Genomic DNA, 16,008 nt, shown 5'->3' with positions numbered 1-16,008 from the left:
ACTTAATGAGCCATAAAGGTTAAGATAAATGCAGACATTTAATCATCTAATAACGACCCGCCCGCATCAGCTACGGCAAGTATTGATTAGCGATTTGCATTTATCACCTGAAGAGCCTGCCTTAGTGCAGGCTTTTTTGGCTTTGCTTGATGATTGCTTAGTGCTGCCAGCCCTCAAGCGTCTGTTTATTTTAGGGGATTGGTTCGAGGTCTGGCTTGGCGATGATGCTTATCTAAGCTTATCGCCATCGCAGCAGCAAACCCACTGGCTAACGCCTATGATCACCAAGCTTAAACAGTTGCGATTAAATGGCTGTGATATTTTGGTGATGCATGGTAATCGCGACTTTTTATTAGCTCAAACATTCTGCGACCTATTCGACGGTCAGCTGATTTATGAGCCTTATGCGATAAAAGTTGGTGAGCAAAAATTTCGCTTAGAGCATGGTGATGCGTTATGCACCGATGATATGAAATATCAGTTGTTTCGTAAAGTGATGCGTCATAGATTTACTAAATGGTATTTACTTAATAAGTCACTAGAAAAAAGACTAGCTATCGCCGCTAATATCCGGCAAAAAAGTAAGCACAATAATACTAAGAAAGCGGCTTATATTATGGATGTTAACCAAGCATCAGTGGACAAAGCGCTCTTTAAATTTGACGCCCTATTACATGGACATACTCATCGTCCAGAGACTTATCATAGTAATGAAGGCCGTAGCCGCTATGTGCTCGGCGATTGGCGACTACTCGATGTGGACACACGCCAGCCTAAAGTTAGTGCGGTGATCGGTGTTATCACTGCTGATATTGCCGATAGTACTGATAGTGCTGATGTCGATAGTGCTATAGCCTCAAACTTCAATAACGCTAGTGCCGAATTCGATTTGGTAGAGTTTGAATTTTTGCTTCGGTAATAATTATCAGCTAGTAGCCAGATTTATAGCCTGAGCATACTGTCTAGGAGCAAACCTTATAGTGACTAACAGCATACCCACAAGGGTGAAGATAAGCATCAGCCAAACGATCTGAAAACCACCTGACCACTCGCGTACTACCCCTGCTATATAAGGCATAATTGCCGTAATGACAAAGCCAATGCCTTGTACAAAGGCAGTCAAGGCTCCAGCCATACTATGATTAGATAAATGATCTAGCGCCACGGTTAGCGTCAAAGCAAAGCAAGCACCAAGACCACACCCTATCATCGATACCCAAACGATCAACATCGGAGCTGGCATTAGCATCAAGCCGGCAAAGCCAATAATCTGAATGCTGACGGCAAAGAATAACCAAGGGCGGCGATCTAAACGATTAGAAGCTAGTGCAGGAATAGCTATAGCCCCTAGTACCTGAAAAATAGTCATGATGCCGATCAACTCGCCACTACTTTGCGCGCTCCCGCCTAAGCTGCGTGCATAACTAGGTAGCCAAGCAATCATACAAGCGTAACCGGCATTAGCTAAGCCAAAATAGCTGGCCAACAACCAAGCACGGCGATTGTTGAAGAAGTTAATAGGCACACTTTTTGTGATGGTTGCCATGCCTTGCGTAGGCCTTAGCCACCAAAGCAGCAGAGCGATTACTGGCATGACTAGCCAAATCCCAAGCCCCGATTGCCAACGGCCATAATGCTGAGCTACCAGCGGACTTAGCATAGCGGCGATACCACCGCCAGCCATCAATGCGCCGGAATAAAACCCCATCGCTAACGGTACACGTTTGGGATACCAGCGTTTGACCACCCCAGGTGCCATTGCCTGCACAATAGCGATACCCGTACCGCCTATTAAAGCGCTGGCTATTAACGCCCAACCTGATTGCAATGAAAAACGCCATAATCCTGCTAAAGCAATAGCCAATAAGCCGCCAGTTATCCAAGCACTCTCGCTCAGTCGGCGACCGATCCAAGGCAGCAATAAAGGAAAGACACCCATACATAGCATTGGTAATACTACTAGTAATGAAGCCGCTTGCAGGCCCATGCCTGTGCTTAAGCGAATCTCGGCTAACAAGGGTCCCGTAGAGGTTATCGTTGGTCGTAGAGTCAGTGCAAATCCAGCAATGACCACCATAGGCCAAAGTGAGCTGAGTACTGACTGCTTAGTATTGATAGAAATGCGTTTAGTGTTCATCAGCAAACCGATGCCCCTTGTCACCAAAAGCTTAGCCATAAAAAGCCGACGCTGAACGCCGACTTTTAGTAGGTTATATTTTTAGGTAACTATTTTAGTAGTAATTTCAGTAATAACTTTAATAATAATTATGACGTGATAGCCTTTTTAATAAGCTTAGAAGTTTTTACTAAGGCTTAAAAAGGTTTAAAAGGTAGGAATTTACCATCTAGAGTAATAACAGCGCGATCGCCGCCTTCTGGATCTGCAACTTTTTTGATATCCATTTTAAAGTTGATAGCGCTGATGATACCGTCGCCAAACTGCTCATGAACTAGAGCTTTAAGGGTTGTACCATAGACTTGCATCATCTCGTAGAATCTGTAGATAGTTGGATCAGTAGGCATTTCGCTGCCAACACTGCCACGTAGTGGAATAGCTTGCAATAAGGCGATAGCGTCATCATCCAGACCTAAAGTCTCACCAACTTGTTGTGCTACTGCGCTTGGTAATGGATGCTGACCTAGTAGAGCTGCTGTCACATAGACATCGCTTAAACCTGTATTGGCGGCTATTTGCTCGAATGATAAGTTTTTTGCAGCTTTGGCGGCAATAATAGTATCGGTTAAAGCTTGACGAGCGCTGTTGCTAACTTGAGACTGAATCATGGTAATACCTTTTATGGTTAGTAATATTTGGTTAGTAATATTTTGTTAGTAATATTTGGTTAGTAATATTTGGTTAGTAATATTTGGTTAATAATATTTGGGTAGTAATAGTTAACTTGATAATCATCAGCTATAAAATCAGTTATGAAGAACTAGTTATAAAAATGAGTATTGTTGCAAAAAATCAATAGTGTTTTAAAAGACAGTAAGCTTAAACGGCGATAGGGAGCTGCTGTATAGGATAAGCGCGAACCTCGGTATGCTCTGCTAGCGAAACAAAGTTGTTAGTAGCACCATCTAAGGCATCAATGCTGCCGGTTTCGATATCGTATACCCAGCCATGTAATGACAAGCGGCCTTCTCTTATAGCCAGACGTACTGAGGGGTGGGTTTTAATATTTTCAATCTGGGCGATGACGTTTTCTCGTACCATAGATTCGATACGATCACCATCGGTTAAATGCTCGATAGATTCGTTGACTACTCGTGCAGAATCAGCATATTTTAGCCAGCTACCAACCGCTGGCATGTGATCCATACAAGTACAATTGGCGATAGCCGTCATAGCGCCGCAGTCTGAGTGACCACAAATCACTACATCGGTTACTTGTAGGGCAGTTACCGCATACTCTACTGAGGCTGATACTCCGCCTGGCTCAGGACCATAGGAAGGTACAATATTGCCCGCATTACGAATGACAAACAGGCCACCGGGCTCATGTTGAGTGACTAATTCAGGAACTAAACGGCTATCTGAGCAAGAGATAAATAAGGTGCGTGGGTTCTGCTGAGTGGCCAAGCCTTTAAATAAATCAGCACGTTCAGGATAAGCCTCGCTATGGAATTTTAAAAATCCTTCAATAATATCTTTCATCTCAGTGCTCGGTGTTGTTTCGATAAAATGAATTCTACGCTGTTGCGATAATAAGGTAAAAGACTAGTATGTTATGATGTTGATAACCAATACTTATAGATAGATTAAAAAAAACACTATGATACTTAGACATATTAATTATTTTTTGGCAGTGGCCAAACATCAAAGTTTTACACGGGCCGCAGAGTCTCTATATGTCTCGCAGCCTGCTTTGTCGCAGCAGATCAAGCAATTAGAGCAAACCTTAGGCGCTTGTTTATTCGATCGTTCAGGTCGCAGTGTCAAGCTAACAGATGCCGGTGAAGTCTATGCTCGCTATGCGCGTAAAGCGTTGCAGGATTTGGAGGAAGGACGCCGAGCGCTGCACGATGTACAGACTTTAAGTCGTGGTGCTTTGCGAATTGCTATTACCCCAACCTTTACTACTTATTTGATAGGGCCATTGATCAAGGCCTTTCACACTAGCTATCCTAATATCACCTTAAGTGTGCAAGAGATGTCACAAGAGCAGATGGAGAAGCAGTTACTCGATGATGAATTCGATGTCGGTATTGCTTTTGCAGAGGTGCACTCCGCTGACATAGAAGTGCAGACCTTGCTTGTTGAGACCTTGGCATTAGTAGTCAATAACAACCACCCCCTCTCCCAGTATCTGACTATTGATTTGCAAACCTTGAACGAACAGTCGATGGTGCTTTTGAGTAGTAGCTTTGTCACCCGTGAACAGATTGAGCGCTACTGTCGGCAGCATGACATTCAACCCAAAGTGATGATGGAAGCTAACTCTTTAAGTGCGGTTATCGAAATAGTCCGTCATACTCAATTGAGTACTTTACTACCCTCCAATATTGCCCATGTTCGTGACGATCTGATCGCTATTGAACTGGCGCCGACTTTACTAAAGCGTACTGCCGTATTGCTACAACGCAAAGGCGCTTATCGCAGTGCCGCTACTGAGGCATTTATTGCTTTAGCGCATAAGGTTTGTGAGGAAGAGGAATCAGGATAATCAATAAGCTAATAGCCTAGCTGTTTATAAAAACTGGCCAATAAAAAAGGGTCCATGGCATAAGCGATAGACCCTTTTTATGAGATTTTTTCTTACAATTCTAGTCAAAGCTCTGTTTCAGCCTTAAGTTAAAGCGCCAATGCTTCAATCTTCAGCAATTAAGTTAAAGAAATGCTGACGGTAATGTTTTAGTTCACGAATAGAGTCACGAATATCGTCCAAGGCTAAATGACTACCGCCTTTTTCAAAGTTTCTGAGAATATCAGGACGCCAGCGGAAGCACAGCTCCTTGATTGACGATACATCCAAGTTACGATAGTGGAAAAACCGCTCAAGCTCTGGCATTTGGCGCGCCATAAAGCGACGATCTTGACAAATAGAGTTGCCACACATTGGTGACTTGCCACTATCGACCCACTTATTCAAAAACTTAATAGTTTCCGCTTCTGCTTCTGCCAAAGTTACGGTGCTACGACGAATACGATCAACTAGTCCTGACTGACCATGTTGCTTAGTATTCCAGTCGTCCATCCGGTTTAGAATTTGATCAGAGACTTTAATGGCAAATACTGGACCTTCAGCTAACACATTTAAATCTTGATCAGTAACTACTGTAGCAATTTCGATAATCTCATCGTTTAAAGTATCAAGTCCGGTCATTTCCAAATCTATCCATACCAGCCCTTTTTTACCTTGGTTTTTAATTTTAATCTTGTTGGGATGGTCTGTGGTGCTCATAAGCTATCCTAGGTTCAATAAATTCTGCAGCAACTTTTAGTAAGTGATGCTTCATTAAAATCAGTCATTTAAGCCATAATCATTCATGAGTTAAATTTGGGTAAATTGGGTTTTAATAAACGAGCTTTTGCTGACTCATCATCAGGTCTGTAAATAACATTACAAAACCTCTGTCTATGACGATTACTTTAGGCTGTATGTTAGCAAATTTTCACGTTACACTTAACAATATTTTTATAATAGGTCTTACTCATGGCATTAATCCGGCAGCGCAAACTAACTAAACAGCAGATTCGTCGTATCGATAAGCAACAGCTGCAGAGTCAAGACAGTATTGATGAGAGCTTGATGGATGGCGTAGTTATGGCGCATTACGGTAAGCAATTAGAAGTGCAAGTGACCAGCCTACCCCTCGTTATCCCTGTACAGCCGGAGATAGCTCCTGACGACCCTGAACCTTTTTGGCAAGCATTGGCCTTAGGCGATATTTGGCGCTGTCACGTCCGTACTAACCTGCCTATGTTAGCTGCTGGTGATCAAGTACGTTGGGGAGCAGACTCTAATACTGGCTTTGGCCGTATCGAATCAGTAAAGCCGCGTACTTCTATGGTCTCAAGGCCTGATCGCTACCATAAGCTCAAGCCAGTCGCCGCTAATATCGATATTCTAGCGATCGTGTTTGCACCGCTACCTGCTGCTGCACCGACTTTGATAGATCGTTATTTAGTCGTCTGTCATCATGCCGGTGTTAAGCCTCTATTAGTGCTGAACAAAGCCGATTTACTGGCTGACAATGATGATGCCAATACTAATGAGTTACTGATCCAATATGCTGCGTTAGGTTATGAGAGTGTATTAACCTCAGTGGATTGTCCGGAAAATGTCGCCGCTAGCAATGATCAACAAGGACTCAGTGAGTTACAACGTTATATTAATAACAAACTAGTGATTTTTGCTGGGCAATCAGGGGTTGGTAAGAGTAGCTTGATCAATGCGCTGCTGCCTGATTCGGCACAGAGCGTCAATATCATCTCCGATAACTCAAAACTTGGTCAGCACACTACTACTACTAGTCGGCTATTGCCTTTTAATCCTGATGAATTGACTGAAGGCGGCATCGTCGATACTCCAGGTATCCGCGAATATGGTATTTGGCATTTGACTCCTAATGATATTATCTCAGGCTTCGTTGAGCTAGCACCTCTAGCAGGTAATTGTCAGTTCCGCGACTGTCGTCATACTTATAACAGCAAAGGCTGCGCACTATGGCAAGCAGTAGCTGATGGCCAAGTGCTACAACGCCGTGTCGAAAACTTAGTGACCTTGATGGAAGAAGCAGATACTAAGCCTTATTAGCGCTTTGCTTTGTCGATATAAGCTATTTATAAGTTGGCAAACCTTAGATTAGCAAACGCTTTGCTATCCTGCGTTTACTATGATTGACCAAATCGGTATAATAGCGCCTTGTTCACTAGGTTAAGTTGTATCCACAACTTAAAAGAACACTTATTTTTTGGAGGTATGTTTTGGATCGTGCGCTTGAATTTGTGGGTAACCACCCGTTTTTATTTGGTATTTTAGCAGTACTTGCCATATTGTTTTTTGCCATTGAAAGCAAACGCAGCGGTAAAAAAGTGTCGCCCAACACGCTTGGTATGATGGTTAATTCTCAAAACGCGCAATTGATTGATATTCGCGCCAATAAGAAATTCACTACTGGCTACATTCAAGGCAGTCGTAACATTCCCTTCACTGAGCTAAAAGAGCGATTAGCAGAAGTACGTGCTATCGAAGACCCGATAGTTATTATTTGTGATATGGGGGCCACTGCTGGCGCTGCGATACAAATGATCGGTAAAGAAAATGTCTATCGTTTAGATGGCGGTATCGGTGGCTGGCAAGCAGCTGGTATGCCTCTAGTGGGCTTAAAAGACGCTCAGCCAAAGGCTAAAGGCAGAACCAAGCCAAGCTTGCATAAATAACTTGCCTTAATGGTGGTTGCCGTGTCATGGCAGTGAGAAATAAAAAAGACATCATAATACTATGGTGTCTTTTTTATTTCTCATTTGTAGTTCAGTTATGACTATTTACTCGATTATAGCTAGTTGCGCTTGAATTAATAACCCTCAACCCCACTTTATAACTGAAGATAGACAAATACCTACTAACTATTAATTTATTATTAGCGGTAATCATTATATTATAGCCTCGGTACTGTCTTAGCCCTATATAATCAACAAACCTATCAAGGATTTATTATGACTGTATCTGTAAAAGTATATACTACTCCTATCTGCCCATACTGCTCAAACGCCAAACAATTATTAAAAAATAAAGGGGTTGAGTATGAAGAAGTTGGCATGCATGATATTAGCAGCGAAGAACGTCGCGAGCTGATGAAAAAAACCAATAATTATCGCACAGTACCTCAGATATTCATTGGCGATACTTTTGTTGGTGGCTTTGATGAGCTGAATCAGCTTAATCAACAAGGCAAGCTTGACGAATTATTAGCAGGCTAATAATTCACTATTCAAGTGAGCTAATTCTAAGATAACCATAAAATTTTAATTTTTGAGGAAATATCATGGCTGATGAACAAGCACAACCACAACTAGCCCTAGAACGCATTTACGTTAAAGATATGTCATTAGAAGTACCAGGCGCAGAAGTGTTCACTAAAGAGTGGAACCCTGAGCTAGACATCAATCTTTCGAGCAATGCTGAAAAGCTTGATGACGATCATTATCAAGTTATCTTGACTGTGAGCGTTACTGCTAAGAACGCTGAACAACCGGCTTTTATCGCTGAGGTGCATCAAGCAGGTATCTTCTTATTAAAGAATATTCCTGAAGATCAAATAGGCCAAATCTTAGGTGCTTATTGCCCTAACGTTTTGTTCCCTTATGCTCGTGAAGTGATCAGCGACATTGTTACTCGTGGTAGTTTCCCGCAGTTACTACTAGCTCCTGTTAACTTTGATCAGGCTTATGCCCAAAGCCAAGAGCAAGCTGGCGACTCAGCAAATGCTCAAATAGACGCTGAAGGCAAAGCTTAAGCTTTTAAGCTGTAGTTGGTTATAAAAAAGCCGTCATCTTAGCTAAGGTGACGGCTTTTTTAGCTGCTGATTACCAGCATAAAAAAACCTCAACTTAAATAATTGAGGTTTTTTAACTAACTATTAGTTCAGTGAATGTAGTTCAGTGAAGCTAGTTCAGTGAATGTAGTTCAGTGAAGCTAGTTTAGTAAAGCTAATGAAGCCAAATCATTTTAGCGTCATCATTTTAGCAAAATTAGCTCCGTAAACCTTACCCTTTTAATGCAGTCAAAATCTGCTGTTTAACAGTATCAATAGCTTGCGTACCATCGAACTTATCATAATCAGGAGCACTGTTAGCATTAGCACTTTGCTTGGCTTGATCTTGGTAAAAGCCTACTAAAGTAGAAGTTTGCTGATGATAAGTGGCTAAACGCTCACGGATAGTAGACTCTTTGTCATCTTCACGTTGAATCAACGCTTCGCCAGTCACATCATCAAGGCCTTCTTGCTTAGGAGGATTATGATCAATGTGATAAACACGACCTGAGCCAGCATGTTGACGACGACCTGATAGACGCTTGACGATCTCATCATCAGGAACGCTGATTTCAATCACATGATTGATCGCCACATCTGCTTCTGCAAGGGCTTGTGCTTGTGGGATAGTACGTGGGAAACCATCAAAAATACAGCCATTAGCACAGTCAGGCTTGGCAATGCGCTCTTTCACTAAATTGATAATTAGATCATCAGAGACTAAGCCACCAGCATTCATAATGCCTTGCGCCTGTTGGCCAAGCTCGCTGCCTTCTTTGATAGCAGCGCGGAGCATATCACCAGTTGAGATTTGCGGGATATCATACTCTTTTGAGATAAACTGAGCTTGGGTGCCCTTACCGGCGCCTGGCGGTCCTAGCAAAATAATGCGCATCATTGTACGACTCTCCTTAATGAGTGGGATTGGTAGATAAAACCTAGGGATTGTTAAATGGTAAAGCTTACCTTACCTTGCAGCTTTGTAAACCTCAAGTATTTTTAACCTGAGAGTGATAGCTGGCTATGACTTGACTGTTCATATAAATTGATTGCACGCTACAGTCGTCAGCTAAAACGTGCTAGATTTATAAGAAGATTTATCACTACTATAAGCGATAGTACTTATTTATCACTACTATAAACGATAGTCATTAAGGTACTTGCTCATTAATCTCAACCTTGACTTGGTTTTGTTCAGCGCTTATCACTATCGGATTACCCGATAGATCACCAGATTCAGCAATGGCATTACCCGTGTGACTGACTCGGGCAACGACTACCAATTTAGTTTTTTCGCTACGTGCCATTTGAATAGTACGCTCAGGCATCATAGCGTCGAGATCACTCAAGCTGATAGTGGCTTGGCCTTGCTTAATAATGCTAATAGGTAAGCGTTTAGCAGCAAACGGTGGCCCTCCCTTCACATCACGAATAGCCACAAACAACACATCATCAGCCTTTATCAAAGGCAATAAGCTGGCGTTAATAGTTACGGTCACATCGATCCCTAGCGCCGCTTGTTTTTTCTGCGTAGAGACATTAGCACTCAGCTCGTCCAAACTTGCTAAAGCTTTGCTATGATCACCCGGCTTAGCGGCGATATTATCGCGTAAGCGCTTGATCCAACCTTGAGCTTGCTGATAGTTACTACCACGAGCCTCACCCATAGCCATCAGCATTTGCGCGCCTTCGTGCTGTGGGTTTTTGGCTAATACGTCCTGCAATACTCGGCGAGTATTAGTATCGAGCTGGCCTTGATTGGCAAAAAAGCTAATCTGGGCATAAGTAGTAGCGATCTCTTCATTATCAGGAGCTAAGCGATAAGCCCGTGATAGTGACTCTATGGCTGAGTCAGTAGACTCAAGTGATAAGAACAGTTCTGACAAACGCATCCAACGATCAGGATCATCAGCATGGCGATGGACATTGCTTTGCATAGCGGTAATAAGCTGACGACCATCGTCTTCGATCGCCCACGCTGGTGGCTGGTCAAGCTTACCAGTTAATAGATCATCAGCAACTTGACCAACTTTATCTTCAGCCGACCAGAAGTTAAATACGGGCGTGCGATCACCGATTAATAGATAAGCCAATGCCGTTAATGCTGGCACCCAAATGATAAGTAATAAACGGTTCTTTACGCCTGGAACAACCATAGGTTCTATTTGGCGCTGTGCATCTAATAGCTGTCTTTCAAGCTCAAGCTTTTGATTTTGATAGTGACTGTCATCGATAGTGCCCGTATCTTTATCGATCTTAAGCTCAGCCAAACGCTCACGGAATACTGCGATATTGATATCTAATAACTGATTATCTACCGGTTTGTTTTGTGCGCGCTTAGCACGCAGCCAAGGCATCACCACGATGATCGACAGTACTACAGTAATCAATAAGCTTAGAGCAATAAATAAGCCGAGTGTAGAGAATTGGGTCATTTTTTGTCCTCGGTGCTAGTAATGTCACGATCAAAGCCATTAGCGCTGTCAGAACGTGATAATAAACGCTCCAATTCAGCCTTTTCAGTAGCATTTAATGGGGTAGTAGTATGATCTACCGATGGCCCACTCTGACCACGTGCGGTAAGCTGACGGCGTTTGGTTTGCCAAAACCAGCCAGCGATTAGCAAGATGAGTAGTAACGGTGGGAAAAACCACAATATCCAAGTAGAAGGACGTACTGGTGGCTTATAACTGATAAAGTCGCCATAACGCTCTTGCATATAATCGCGAATTTCGCCATCACTGCGACCTTCTTTGATTAGATCATATGTCTTTTGCTTTAGATCTTGGGCGATAGGAGCATCAGATCCAGCCAAGTTTTGATTTTGACATTTTGGGCAGCGTAGCTCTGCGATCAGGCCTCGGTACTGAGCTTCTTGCTGTACTGAGTCAAAATCATAGACATCAATAGCAGCATTAGCAGTCATACTCATCATAGCAGCCAGCAGCGCAGCTAACCCTAAGGCTAGCCACTTAGAGACTTGACAATTTTTGAGTAGGTTGATGCTTATTAAATTAAATATCATTGGCAGACCTCCGCAACTTGAGCTGGATCGAGGGCGGTAGCATTATCGCTAGCTTCATTGAGTATCTTCAAACAAGGCATAATACGCTCTTGCCAATTGGCTTCGTTAATCTCACCAATAATATGCTGACGAATAACTCTATCTCCATCAACTATAAAAGTCTCAGGAGCACCAGTTAAGCCTAAGTCTAAGGCGAACTCTCCCTTTGAATCTTGAATAGACATCGAGAACGGATCGCCACGCTGGTTTAAGTAGCTAAGCGCATTACCAATGTCATCTTTATAATTGACCCCAATAATGTTCACGCCTCGTTCTTCAAGCTGCATCAAAAAAGGGTGCTCAACGATACAAGTAGGACACCAGGAGCCCCAGACGTTCATTAAAAACGGCTTATTGGGCAAATTACTATTAGTCATATTACGACTAGTGTCAGACAATAATGGCAGCTCAAAGGTAGGAACTGGACGCTCAAGAGCGGTATTAGTCACAATCTCTGTCGGCTTACCTAAGCGCATATAAAGCATAACTACTATGCCAAAAAAAACTATTAGCGGAATCAGGAACCATAGCTTCATCTGCTTTGGTTTCATGGTCTTGCTAGCACGCTTGCTCTTATTAGTGTTATTGATATTAGTATTATTGATATTAGTGTTATCACTATTGTTAAGGTCATCGTTTTGCTCAGGATTATGGTTTGAAGTAGTCATTCTACTGCTCCCCTGTCGTCGATGCCGTAGTGGTTACTGCTTTATTCAAAGCCTCAGTTTCTGCCTCAAGGCTCAAATTTCTGCTAGTTAGAGTATCCGTAGCTAAAAGGGTAGACTGAGGTTTTTTGATGCGATAGCGTTTATCAAGCATACTTATTAAGCCACCTAAAGCCATAATAATAGCGCCCAACCAAATCCAACGGATCAACGGCTTCACATAAATACGTACTGCCCACTGATTGCTATCTGCAGCGATAGGCTCGCCTAAAGCCACATAGAAATCACGCATAATACTGGCATCAATAGCAGCTTCCGTCATTGGCATCATGCTCACAACGTAAGTACGTTTTTCAGGATACAGAGTTGCCACTGAGCGGCCCTCTTTACTGACTTCTACTTTAGCTTGCGTGGCATCAAAGTTACTGCCTTTAACTTCTTTAAAGTCGGTAACAGCAAAATCGTAGCCTTGCACCGTTACTGTATCACCAAGCCCCAGCGCTACATCGCGCTCGATACTTAAGCTGCTGGTAAAGGCCACTCCAATAACTGCTATTAACACTCCAATATGGGCTGTTTGTTGACCCCAATAGCTTAAGCGTAACTGGCGTAAACCCTTAAACAGGCTAGGGGCATTTTTGGTCTTATCTTTAAAATCAACCACCATCCATAGCAATACCCAAAAGCTTACGGCTAAAGTTACGCCGATATTGAGCATAGAGGACGGGCTAACAAAGTAAGTAATAATAGCCGCTAGCACTAAGCTGCTGACCGCAATCACCATACCAACGCCCAATAGTGGACGGCTGTCTTTTTTCCAACGGATATTAGAGCCCATACCCATCGCTATCAATAGCAGCCACGTTAGCGGTACAAATAGCGCATTGAAGTACGGAGGGCCTACTGAAACTTGACCTAAACTAAAGGCATCAGCGATGATAGGATATAAAGTACCTAGTAGCACCACTAAAGTTGAGATCAGAATAATGGCATTGTTGATGACTAAAAAAGACTCGCGAGAAACCAGTTGATACTGACTCTCCACCGTCAAGCGCCAGCCACGAACCGCAAACATCAGTAGACCACCACCGATGATTATGCCCAAAATAGCTAAAATAACTAAGCCACGAGTTGGGTCAGCTGCGAATGAATGCACTGAAGTAATAACCCCAGAGCGCACCAAAAAAGTACCGAGTAAACTAAGCGCAAAGGCAAAGATAGCCAGCATGATAGTCCAAGCTTTGAACACGCCACGCTTTTCGGTAACGGCTAACGAATGAATCAACGCTAGACCAGCCAACCAAGGCATCAACGAAGCATTCTCTACTGGATCCCAAAACCACCAACCGCCCCAGCCAAGCTCGTAATAAGCCCACCATGAGCCCAAGGCAATACCTACAGTCAAGAAACCCCAAGCGGCTAGCGCCCAAGGCCGTGACCAACGAGTCCAGACCGCATCTAAACGACCTTCCCATAGCGCCGCCATACAAAAGGCAAAGGGCACTACCATACCGACATAACCCATATACAGCATAGGGGGATGGATAATAAGACCAAAATCTTGTAATACTGGATTAAGATCTGCACCATCGACAATTAGATTGGGTAGAGTGCGATCAAAAGGTGAGGAAGTAAAGATTAGCATGGCCAGCATCATCAGCTGCACCCCGGCTAATATTACTAATACTCGTGCTCGCATAGATAACGGTAAGCCACGGCTGAAATAAGATACTAAGGCACACCAAGTGGCCATAATAGTCATCCACAGTAGCAATGAGCCTTCGTGTCCACCCCAAGTTGCTGATAACTTATAGTACCAAGGCAACAAAGTGTTGGAATGCTGAGCGACATAAGCCAAGCTAAAATCATTGTAATAAAAGCCTGCCATCAACGCCCCAAATGAGAAGGCCATAGCGGCAAACTGTGCCCAAGCTAAGCTTGGTGCCAAACGCTGCCAAGCGACACGACCTTGCACGATCCCTACGGTTGGCAACACGACCTGCAAGATCGCTAAGATAAAGGCGGCCAGCAAGGCCAAATAACCTAATTCTGTGATTAACATACGGTCTAACCTTGTTATACGCTAATAGTTTGCTGTAGCAGCTTGGTCGACTTATAACTGGCCAAGACACTTAGCGTCTGTTACGAATTTTTTGACGGTTTTAACGGTGATTTTTTATACGATTACGGCTATAGATGATTATTTGCTGTGTTTGTCTTAGTTGATGCTTTATTTAAATTTAACTTACTTATCAGCCTGTTCTACTGTTTTAATTATAATTCTACTATTCTACTTTGACGGTTCTGACAAAAATAATGACTTCATCTGTAGGCATATTATGCTAATGATATTTTGATGGTGCTTAAGGTTATCAGCTTCAATATGTCACTATAAAAATTCATCATTAATCACTTAACTAACTGCTGGCAGGAATACTAGAACCAAATGCAACCAACCCGCTAAGAAGCCAGTAATACCACCTAATATAATCAAGGTTAATTCATCCTCTTGAAAGGCTGGGCGTAATAAGTTTTGAAATTCGCGCGGCGACAAAGCACGGATACGGTCACGAAATAAGCCAAATATCTTGCTAGCACGACTCTCATTCAATTCAGGATCACGCATCGGTATCATAGTAGCGCTGATCGACTTATCAATAATAGTGTTCTTTAGCTGACCAAATTCACGACGACCTAGTCCCATACGTAAAGTAGTATTGACTAACGGTGAATCCAGCACCTCATATAGATGCGACTTCATGAGCTCACGAGTTTGTGCCGCCCGCTCGCCATACATCATCTCGTTCATGATATTCTCAAGAGTCACCAAGTCTTTTACCACAATCTCAGCGAACACCTCAGAGACTTCCTCTTGACGCTTCATAAAGCCGCCCTGCCAGCGAAACTGAGTAATATGGGGCACTTGTAACTTGATAAAAGGAAAGCCTTTACGCCAAGAAAAGAATTTTATACAAGGAATAAATTTAGGTTCTATCGGGTTAAATACCATCCAAATAGCAATCCAATTGGTCAGTAAGCCCCACACTGCCGCAAAGAAAGGGACCGTCCAATGCACTGGTACTACCAAAAAGATAAACATCTGGATAACACCAAATATCAAACCAATCAGCGCACTGATATGCCAAATAAAGTTGATCTCATGTTGACCAACTTTTAGGAACATATTGACCATCAAGCGTCGATCGCTCTCCATCTTATTGACGATCATCTGCCGCATATCGACTAAGTCCTCGACATGATAAGTCAAGTCAGTCACTAGCGACTGCATGATGCCTGGCAGCTGTTGATGAGCTTGGGTATACAGACGCCGCTTTAAGGCATAGGGAATATTATTCCACAGGGTCTCTGAGCGCTCAAGCATGATCTCATCGATTAAAGATTCGAGGTTTTGATCAACAGTATCAGTAATGAATACTGCCATTTGCTCAGGCTCCATCGCCTGAAAAAATTCATCAAGCGAGCCTAGTTTAGATAAGGTTTGGTCAACAATAACCCCTGATATCTTGCCAGCTTTACGCGGCACTATACCTTGCCAGCCTATTCCAGGTAAGCCAAAAAAAGGAAAGTTTGGGATACGAATACCCCGAAACTTAATAGGGTAAAACAGCATCTTTAGTGCCATCCATACATGTATCCAAGTGACAAATGCGGTCACTGGCGGTATGGTCAGCATGGCAAGGAACTCTGGATGCTCAGCAAGCGTCTGCCATATTGAAGTTGCAACCATGACTGTTTATACCCCTGACATAAGGATGAGCTTTAATCTACAGTCATAAC

The 16,008-nt window shown here is 43.0% G+C and carries 16 protein-coding genes; 6 read left to right on the top strand and 10 right to left on the bottom strand.

The window, feature by feature from the left end; all coding sequences use genetic code 11:
* Positions 1–28 precede the first annotated feature (28 nt).
* Positions 29–919, top strand: coding sequence for a UDP-2,3-diacylglucosamine diphosphatase (locus JMY09_RS10985; RefSeq protein ID WP_201623638.1), 891 nt, complete (start codon positions 29–31; stop codon positions 917–919).
* 6 nt (positions 920–925) lie between these two features.
* Here the strand turns inward: JMY09_RS10985 and JMY09_RS10980 are convergent, their stop codons facing one another.
* The 3 genes from JMY09_RS10980 to JMY09_RS10970 form a co-directional block, all read right to left on the bottom strand.
* Positions 926–2,137, bottom strand: coding sequence for a CynX/NimT family MFS transporter (locus JMY09_RS10980; protein ID WP_201623637.1), 1,212 nt, complete (start codon positions 2,135–2,137; stop codon positions 926–928).
* Between the two features lie 176 nt (positions 2,138–2,313).
* On the bottom strand, positions 2,314–2,784 hold the full coding sequence (cynS, locus tag JMY09_RS10975; protein WP_201623636.1) for a cyanase: 471 nt from the start codon (positions 2,782–2,784) through the stop codon (positions 2,314–2,316).
* 211 nt (positions 2,785–2,995) lie between these two features.
* Entirely contained in the window at positions 2,996–3,658 is a 663-nt protein-coding gene (locus tag JMY09_RS10970) for a carbonic anhydrase (protein WP_201623635.1), read from the bottom strand.
* A gap of 118 nt (positions 3,659–3,776) precedes the next feature.
* Between JMY09_RS10970 and cynR the strand changes: the two genes are divergently transcribed.
* Positions 3,777–4,667, top strand: a complete 891-nt coding sequence (cynR, locus tag JMY09_RS10965; protein ID WP_201623634.1) for a transcriptional regulator CynR — start codon at positions 3,777–3,779, stop codon at positions 4,665–4,667.
* A gap of 144 nt (positions 4,668–4,811) precedes the next feature.
* Here the strand turns inward: cynR and orn are convergent, their stop codons facing one another.
* Complete coding sequence (gene orn / locus JMY09_RS10960; protein ID WP_201623633.1) at positions 4,812–5,405, bottom strand: oligoribonuclease; 594 nt, start codon at positions 5,403–5,405, stop codon at positions 4,812–4,814.
* Positions 5,406–5,657: 252 nt separating this feature from the next.
* Between orn and rsgA the strand changes: the two genes are divergently transcribed.
* The 4 genes from rsgA to secB all read left to right on the top strand — a co-directional run bounded on the left by rsgA (position 5,658) and on the right by secB (position 8,463).
* Entirely contained in the window at positions 5,658–6,761 is a 1,104-nt protein-coding gene (gene rsgA, locus JMY09_RS10955; RefSeq protein ID WP_201623632.1) for a ribosome small subunit-dependent GTPase A, read from the top strand.
* Positions 6,762–6,931: 170 nt separating this feature from the next.
* Positions 6,932–7,387: a rhodanese-like domain-containing protein gene (locus JMY09_RS10950; RefSeq protein WP_201623631.1), complete on the top strand. Its 456-nt coding sequence runs from the start codon at positions 6,932–6,934 to the stop codon at positions 7,385–7,387.
* Between the two features lie 276 nt (positions 7,388–7,663).
* Entirely contained in the window at positions 7,664–7,927 is a 264-nt protein-coding gene (gene grxC / locus JMY09_RS10945; protein WP_201623630.1) for a glutaredoxin 3, read from the top strand.
* 62 nt (positions 7,928–7,989) lie between these two features.
* Positions 7,990–8,463 (top strand): protein-export chaperone SecB, encoded by a 474-nt coding sequence (gene secB / locus JMY09_RS10940; RefSeq protein WP_201623674.1) that lies wholly within the window; start codon positions 7,990–7,992, stop codon positions 8,461–8,463.
* Positions 8,464–8,713: 250 nt separating this feature from the next.
* Here the strand turns inward: secB and adk are convergent, their stop codons facing one another.
* From adk to JMY09_RS10910, 6 genes are all read right to left on the bottom strand, one after another.
* A complete protein-coding gene (gene adk / locus JMY09_RS10935; protein WP_201623629.1) occupies positions 8,714–9,379 on the bottom strand; it encodes an adenylate kinase in 666 nt (221 codons plus the stop codon).
* 253 nt (positions 9,380–9,632) lie between these two features.
* Complete coding sequence (gene ccmI / locus JMY09_RS10930; protein WP_201623628.1) at positions 9,633–10,916, bottom strand: c-type cytochrome biogenesis protein CcmI; 1,284 nt, start codon at positions 10,914–10,916, stop codon at positions 9,633–9,635.
* Positions 10,913–11,416, bottom strand: coding sequence for a cytochrome c-type biogenesis protein (locus tag JMY09_RS10925; RefSeq protein ID WP_227677296.1), 504 nt, complete (start codon positions 11,414–11,416; stop codon positions 10,913–10,915). The genes ccmI and JMY09_RS10925 overlap by 4 nt, the downstream gene beginning before the upstream one ends.
* A gap of 86 nt (positions 11,417–11,502) precedes the next feature.
* Positions 11,503–12,096 (bottom strand): DsbE family thiol:disulfide interchange protein, encoded by a 594-nt coding sequence (locus tag JMY09_RS10920; RefSeq protein WP_227677295.1) that lies wholly within the window; start codon positions 12,094–12,096, stop codon positions 11,503–11,505.
* Between the two features lie 118 nt (positions 12,097–12,214).
* Positions 12,215–14,272, bottom strand: coding sequence for a heme lyase CcmF/NrfE family subunit (locus JMY09_RS10915; RefSeq protein WP_201623625.1), 2,058 nt, complete (start codon positions 14,270–14,272; stop codon positions 12,215–12,217).
* Between the two features lie 351 nt (positions 14,273–14,623).
* Positions 14,624–15,958 (bottom strand): hypothetical protein, encoded by a 1,335-nt coding sequence (locus tag JMY09_RS10910; RefSeq protein WP_201623624.1) that lies wholly within the window; start codon positions 15,956–15,958, stop codon positions 14,624–14,626.
* Between the last annotated feature and the right edge of the window lie 50 nt (positions 15,959–16,008).

The sequence above is a fragment of the Psychrobacter urativorans genome, assembly GCF_904846695.1.
Classification (GTDB): Bacteria; Pseudomonadota; Gammaproteobacteria; order Pseudomonadales; family Moraxellaceae; genus Psychrobacter; species Psychrobacter urativorans.
The sequence above is the reverse complement of the archived record's forward strand: the minus strand, read 5'-3'. Positions and strand labels throughout refer to the sequence as shown.

Excerpts from the sequence above, each read along its gene's own strand:
- cynR (WP_201623634.1), top strand. The coding sequence starts at position 3,777 with ATGATACTTAGACATATTAATTATTTTTTGGCAGTGGCCAAACATCAA.
- JMY09_RS10920 (WP_227677295.1), bottom strand. The coding sequence starts at position 12,096 with ATGAAACCAAAGCAGATGAAGCTATGGTTCCTGATTCCGCTAATAGTT.
- JMY09_RS10970 (WP_201623635.1), bottom strand. The coding sequence starts at position 3,658 with ATGAAAGATATTATTGAAGGATTTTTAAAATTCCATAGCGAGGCTTAT.
- JMY09_RS10915 (WP_201623625.1), bottom strand. The coding sequence starts at position 14,272 with ATGTTAATCACAGAATTAGGTTATTTGGCCTTGCTGGCCGCCTTTATC.
- cynS (WP_201623636.1), bottom strand. The coding sequence starts at position 2,784 with ATGATTCAGTCTCAAGTTAGCAACAGCGCTCGTCAAGCTTTAACCGAT.
- JMY09_RS10910 (WP_201623624.1), bottom strand. The coding sequence starts at position 15,958 with ATGGTTGCAACTTCAATATGGCAGACGCTTGCTGAGCATCCAGAGTTC.
- grxC (WP_201623630.1), top strand. The coding sequence starts at position 7,664 with ATGACTGTATCTGTAAAAGTATATACTACTCCTATCTGCCCATACTGC.
- JMY09_RS10985 (WP_201623638.1), top strand. The coding sequence starts at position 29 with ATGCAGACATTTAATCATCTAATAACGACCCGCCCGCATCAGCTACGG.
- adk (WP_201623629.1), bottom strand. The coding sequence starts at position 9,379 with ATGATGCGCATTATTTTGCTAGGACCGCCAGGCGCCGGTAAGGGCACC.
- ccmI (WP_201623628.1), bottom strand. The coding sequence starts at position 10,916 with ATGACCCAATTCTCTACACTCGGCTTATTTATTGCTCTAAGCTTATTG.
- JMY09_RS10980 (WP_201623637.1), bottom strand. The coding sequence starts at position 2,137 with ATGAACACTAAACGCATTTCTATCAATACTAAGCAGTCAGTACTCAGC.
- JMY09_RS10925 (WP_227677296.1), bottom strand. The coding sequence starts at position 11,416 with ATGATGAGTATGACTGCTAATGCTGCTATTGATGTCTATGATTTTGAC.
- orn (WP_201623633.1), bottom strand. The coding sequence starts at position 5,405 with ATGAGCACCACAGACCATCCCAACAAGATTAAAATTAAAAACCAAGGT.
- rsgA (WP_201623632.1), top strand. The coding sequence starts at position 5,658 with ATGGCATTAATCCGGCAGCGCAAACTAACTAAACAGCAGATTCGTCGT.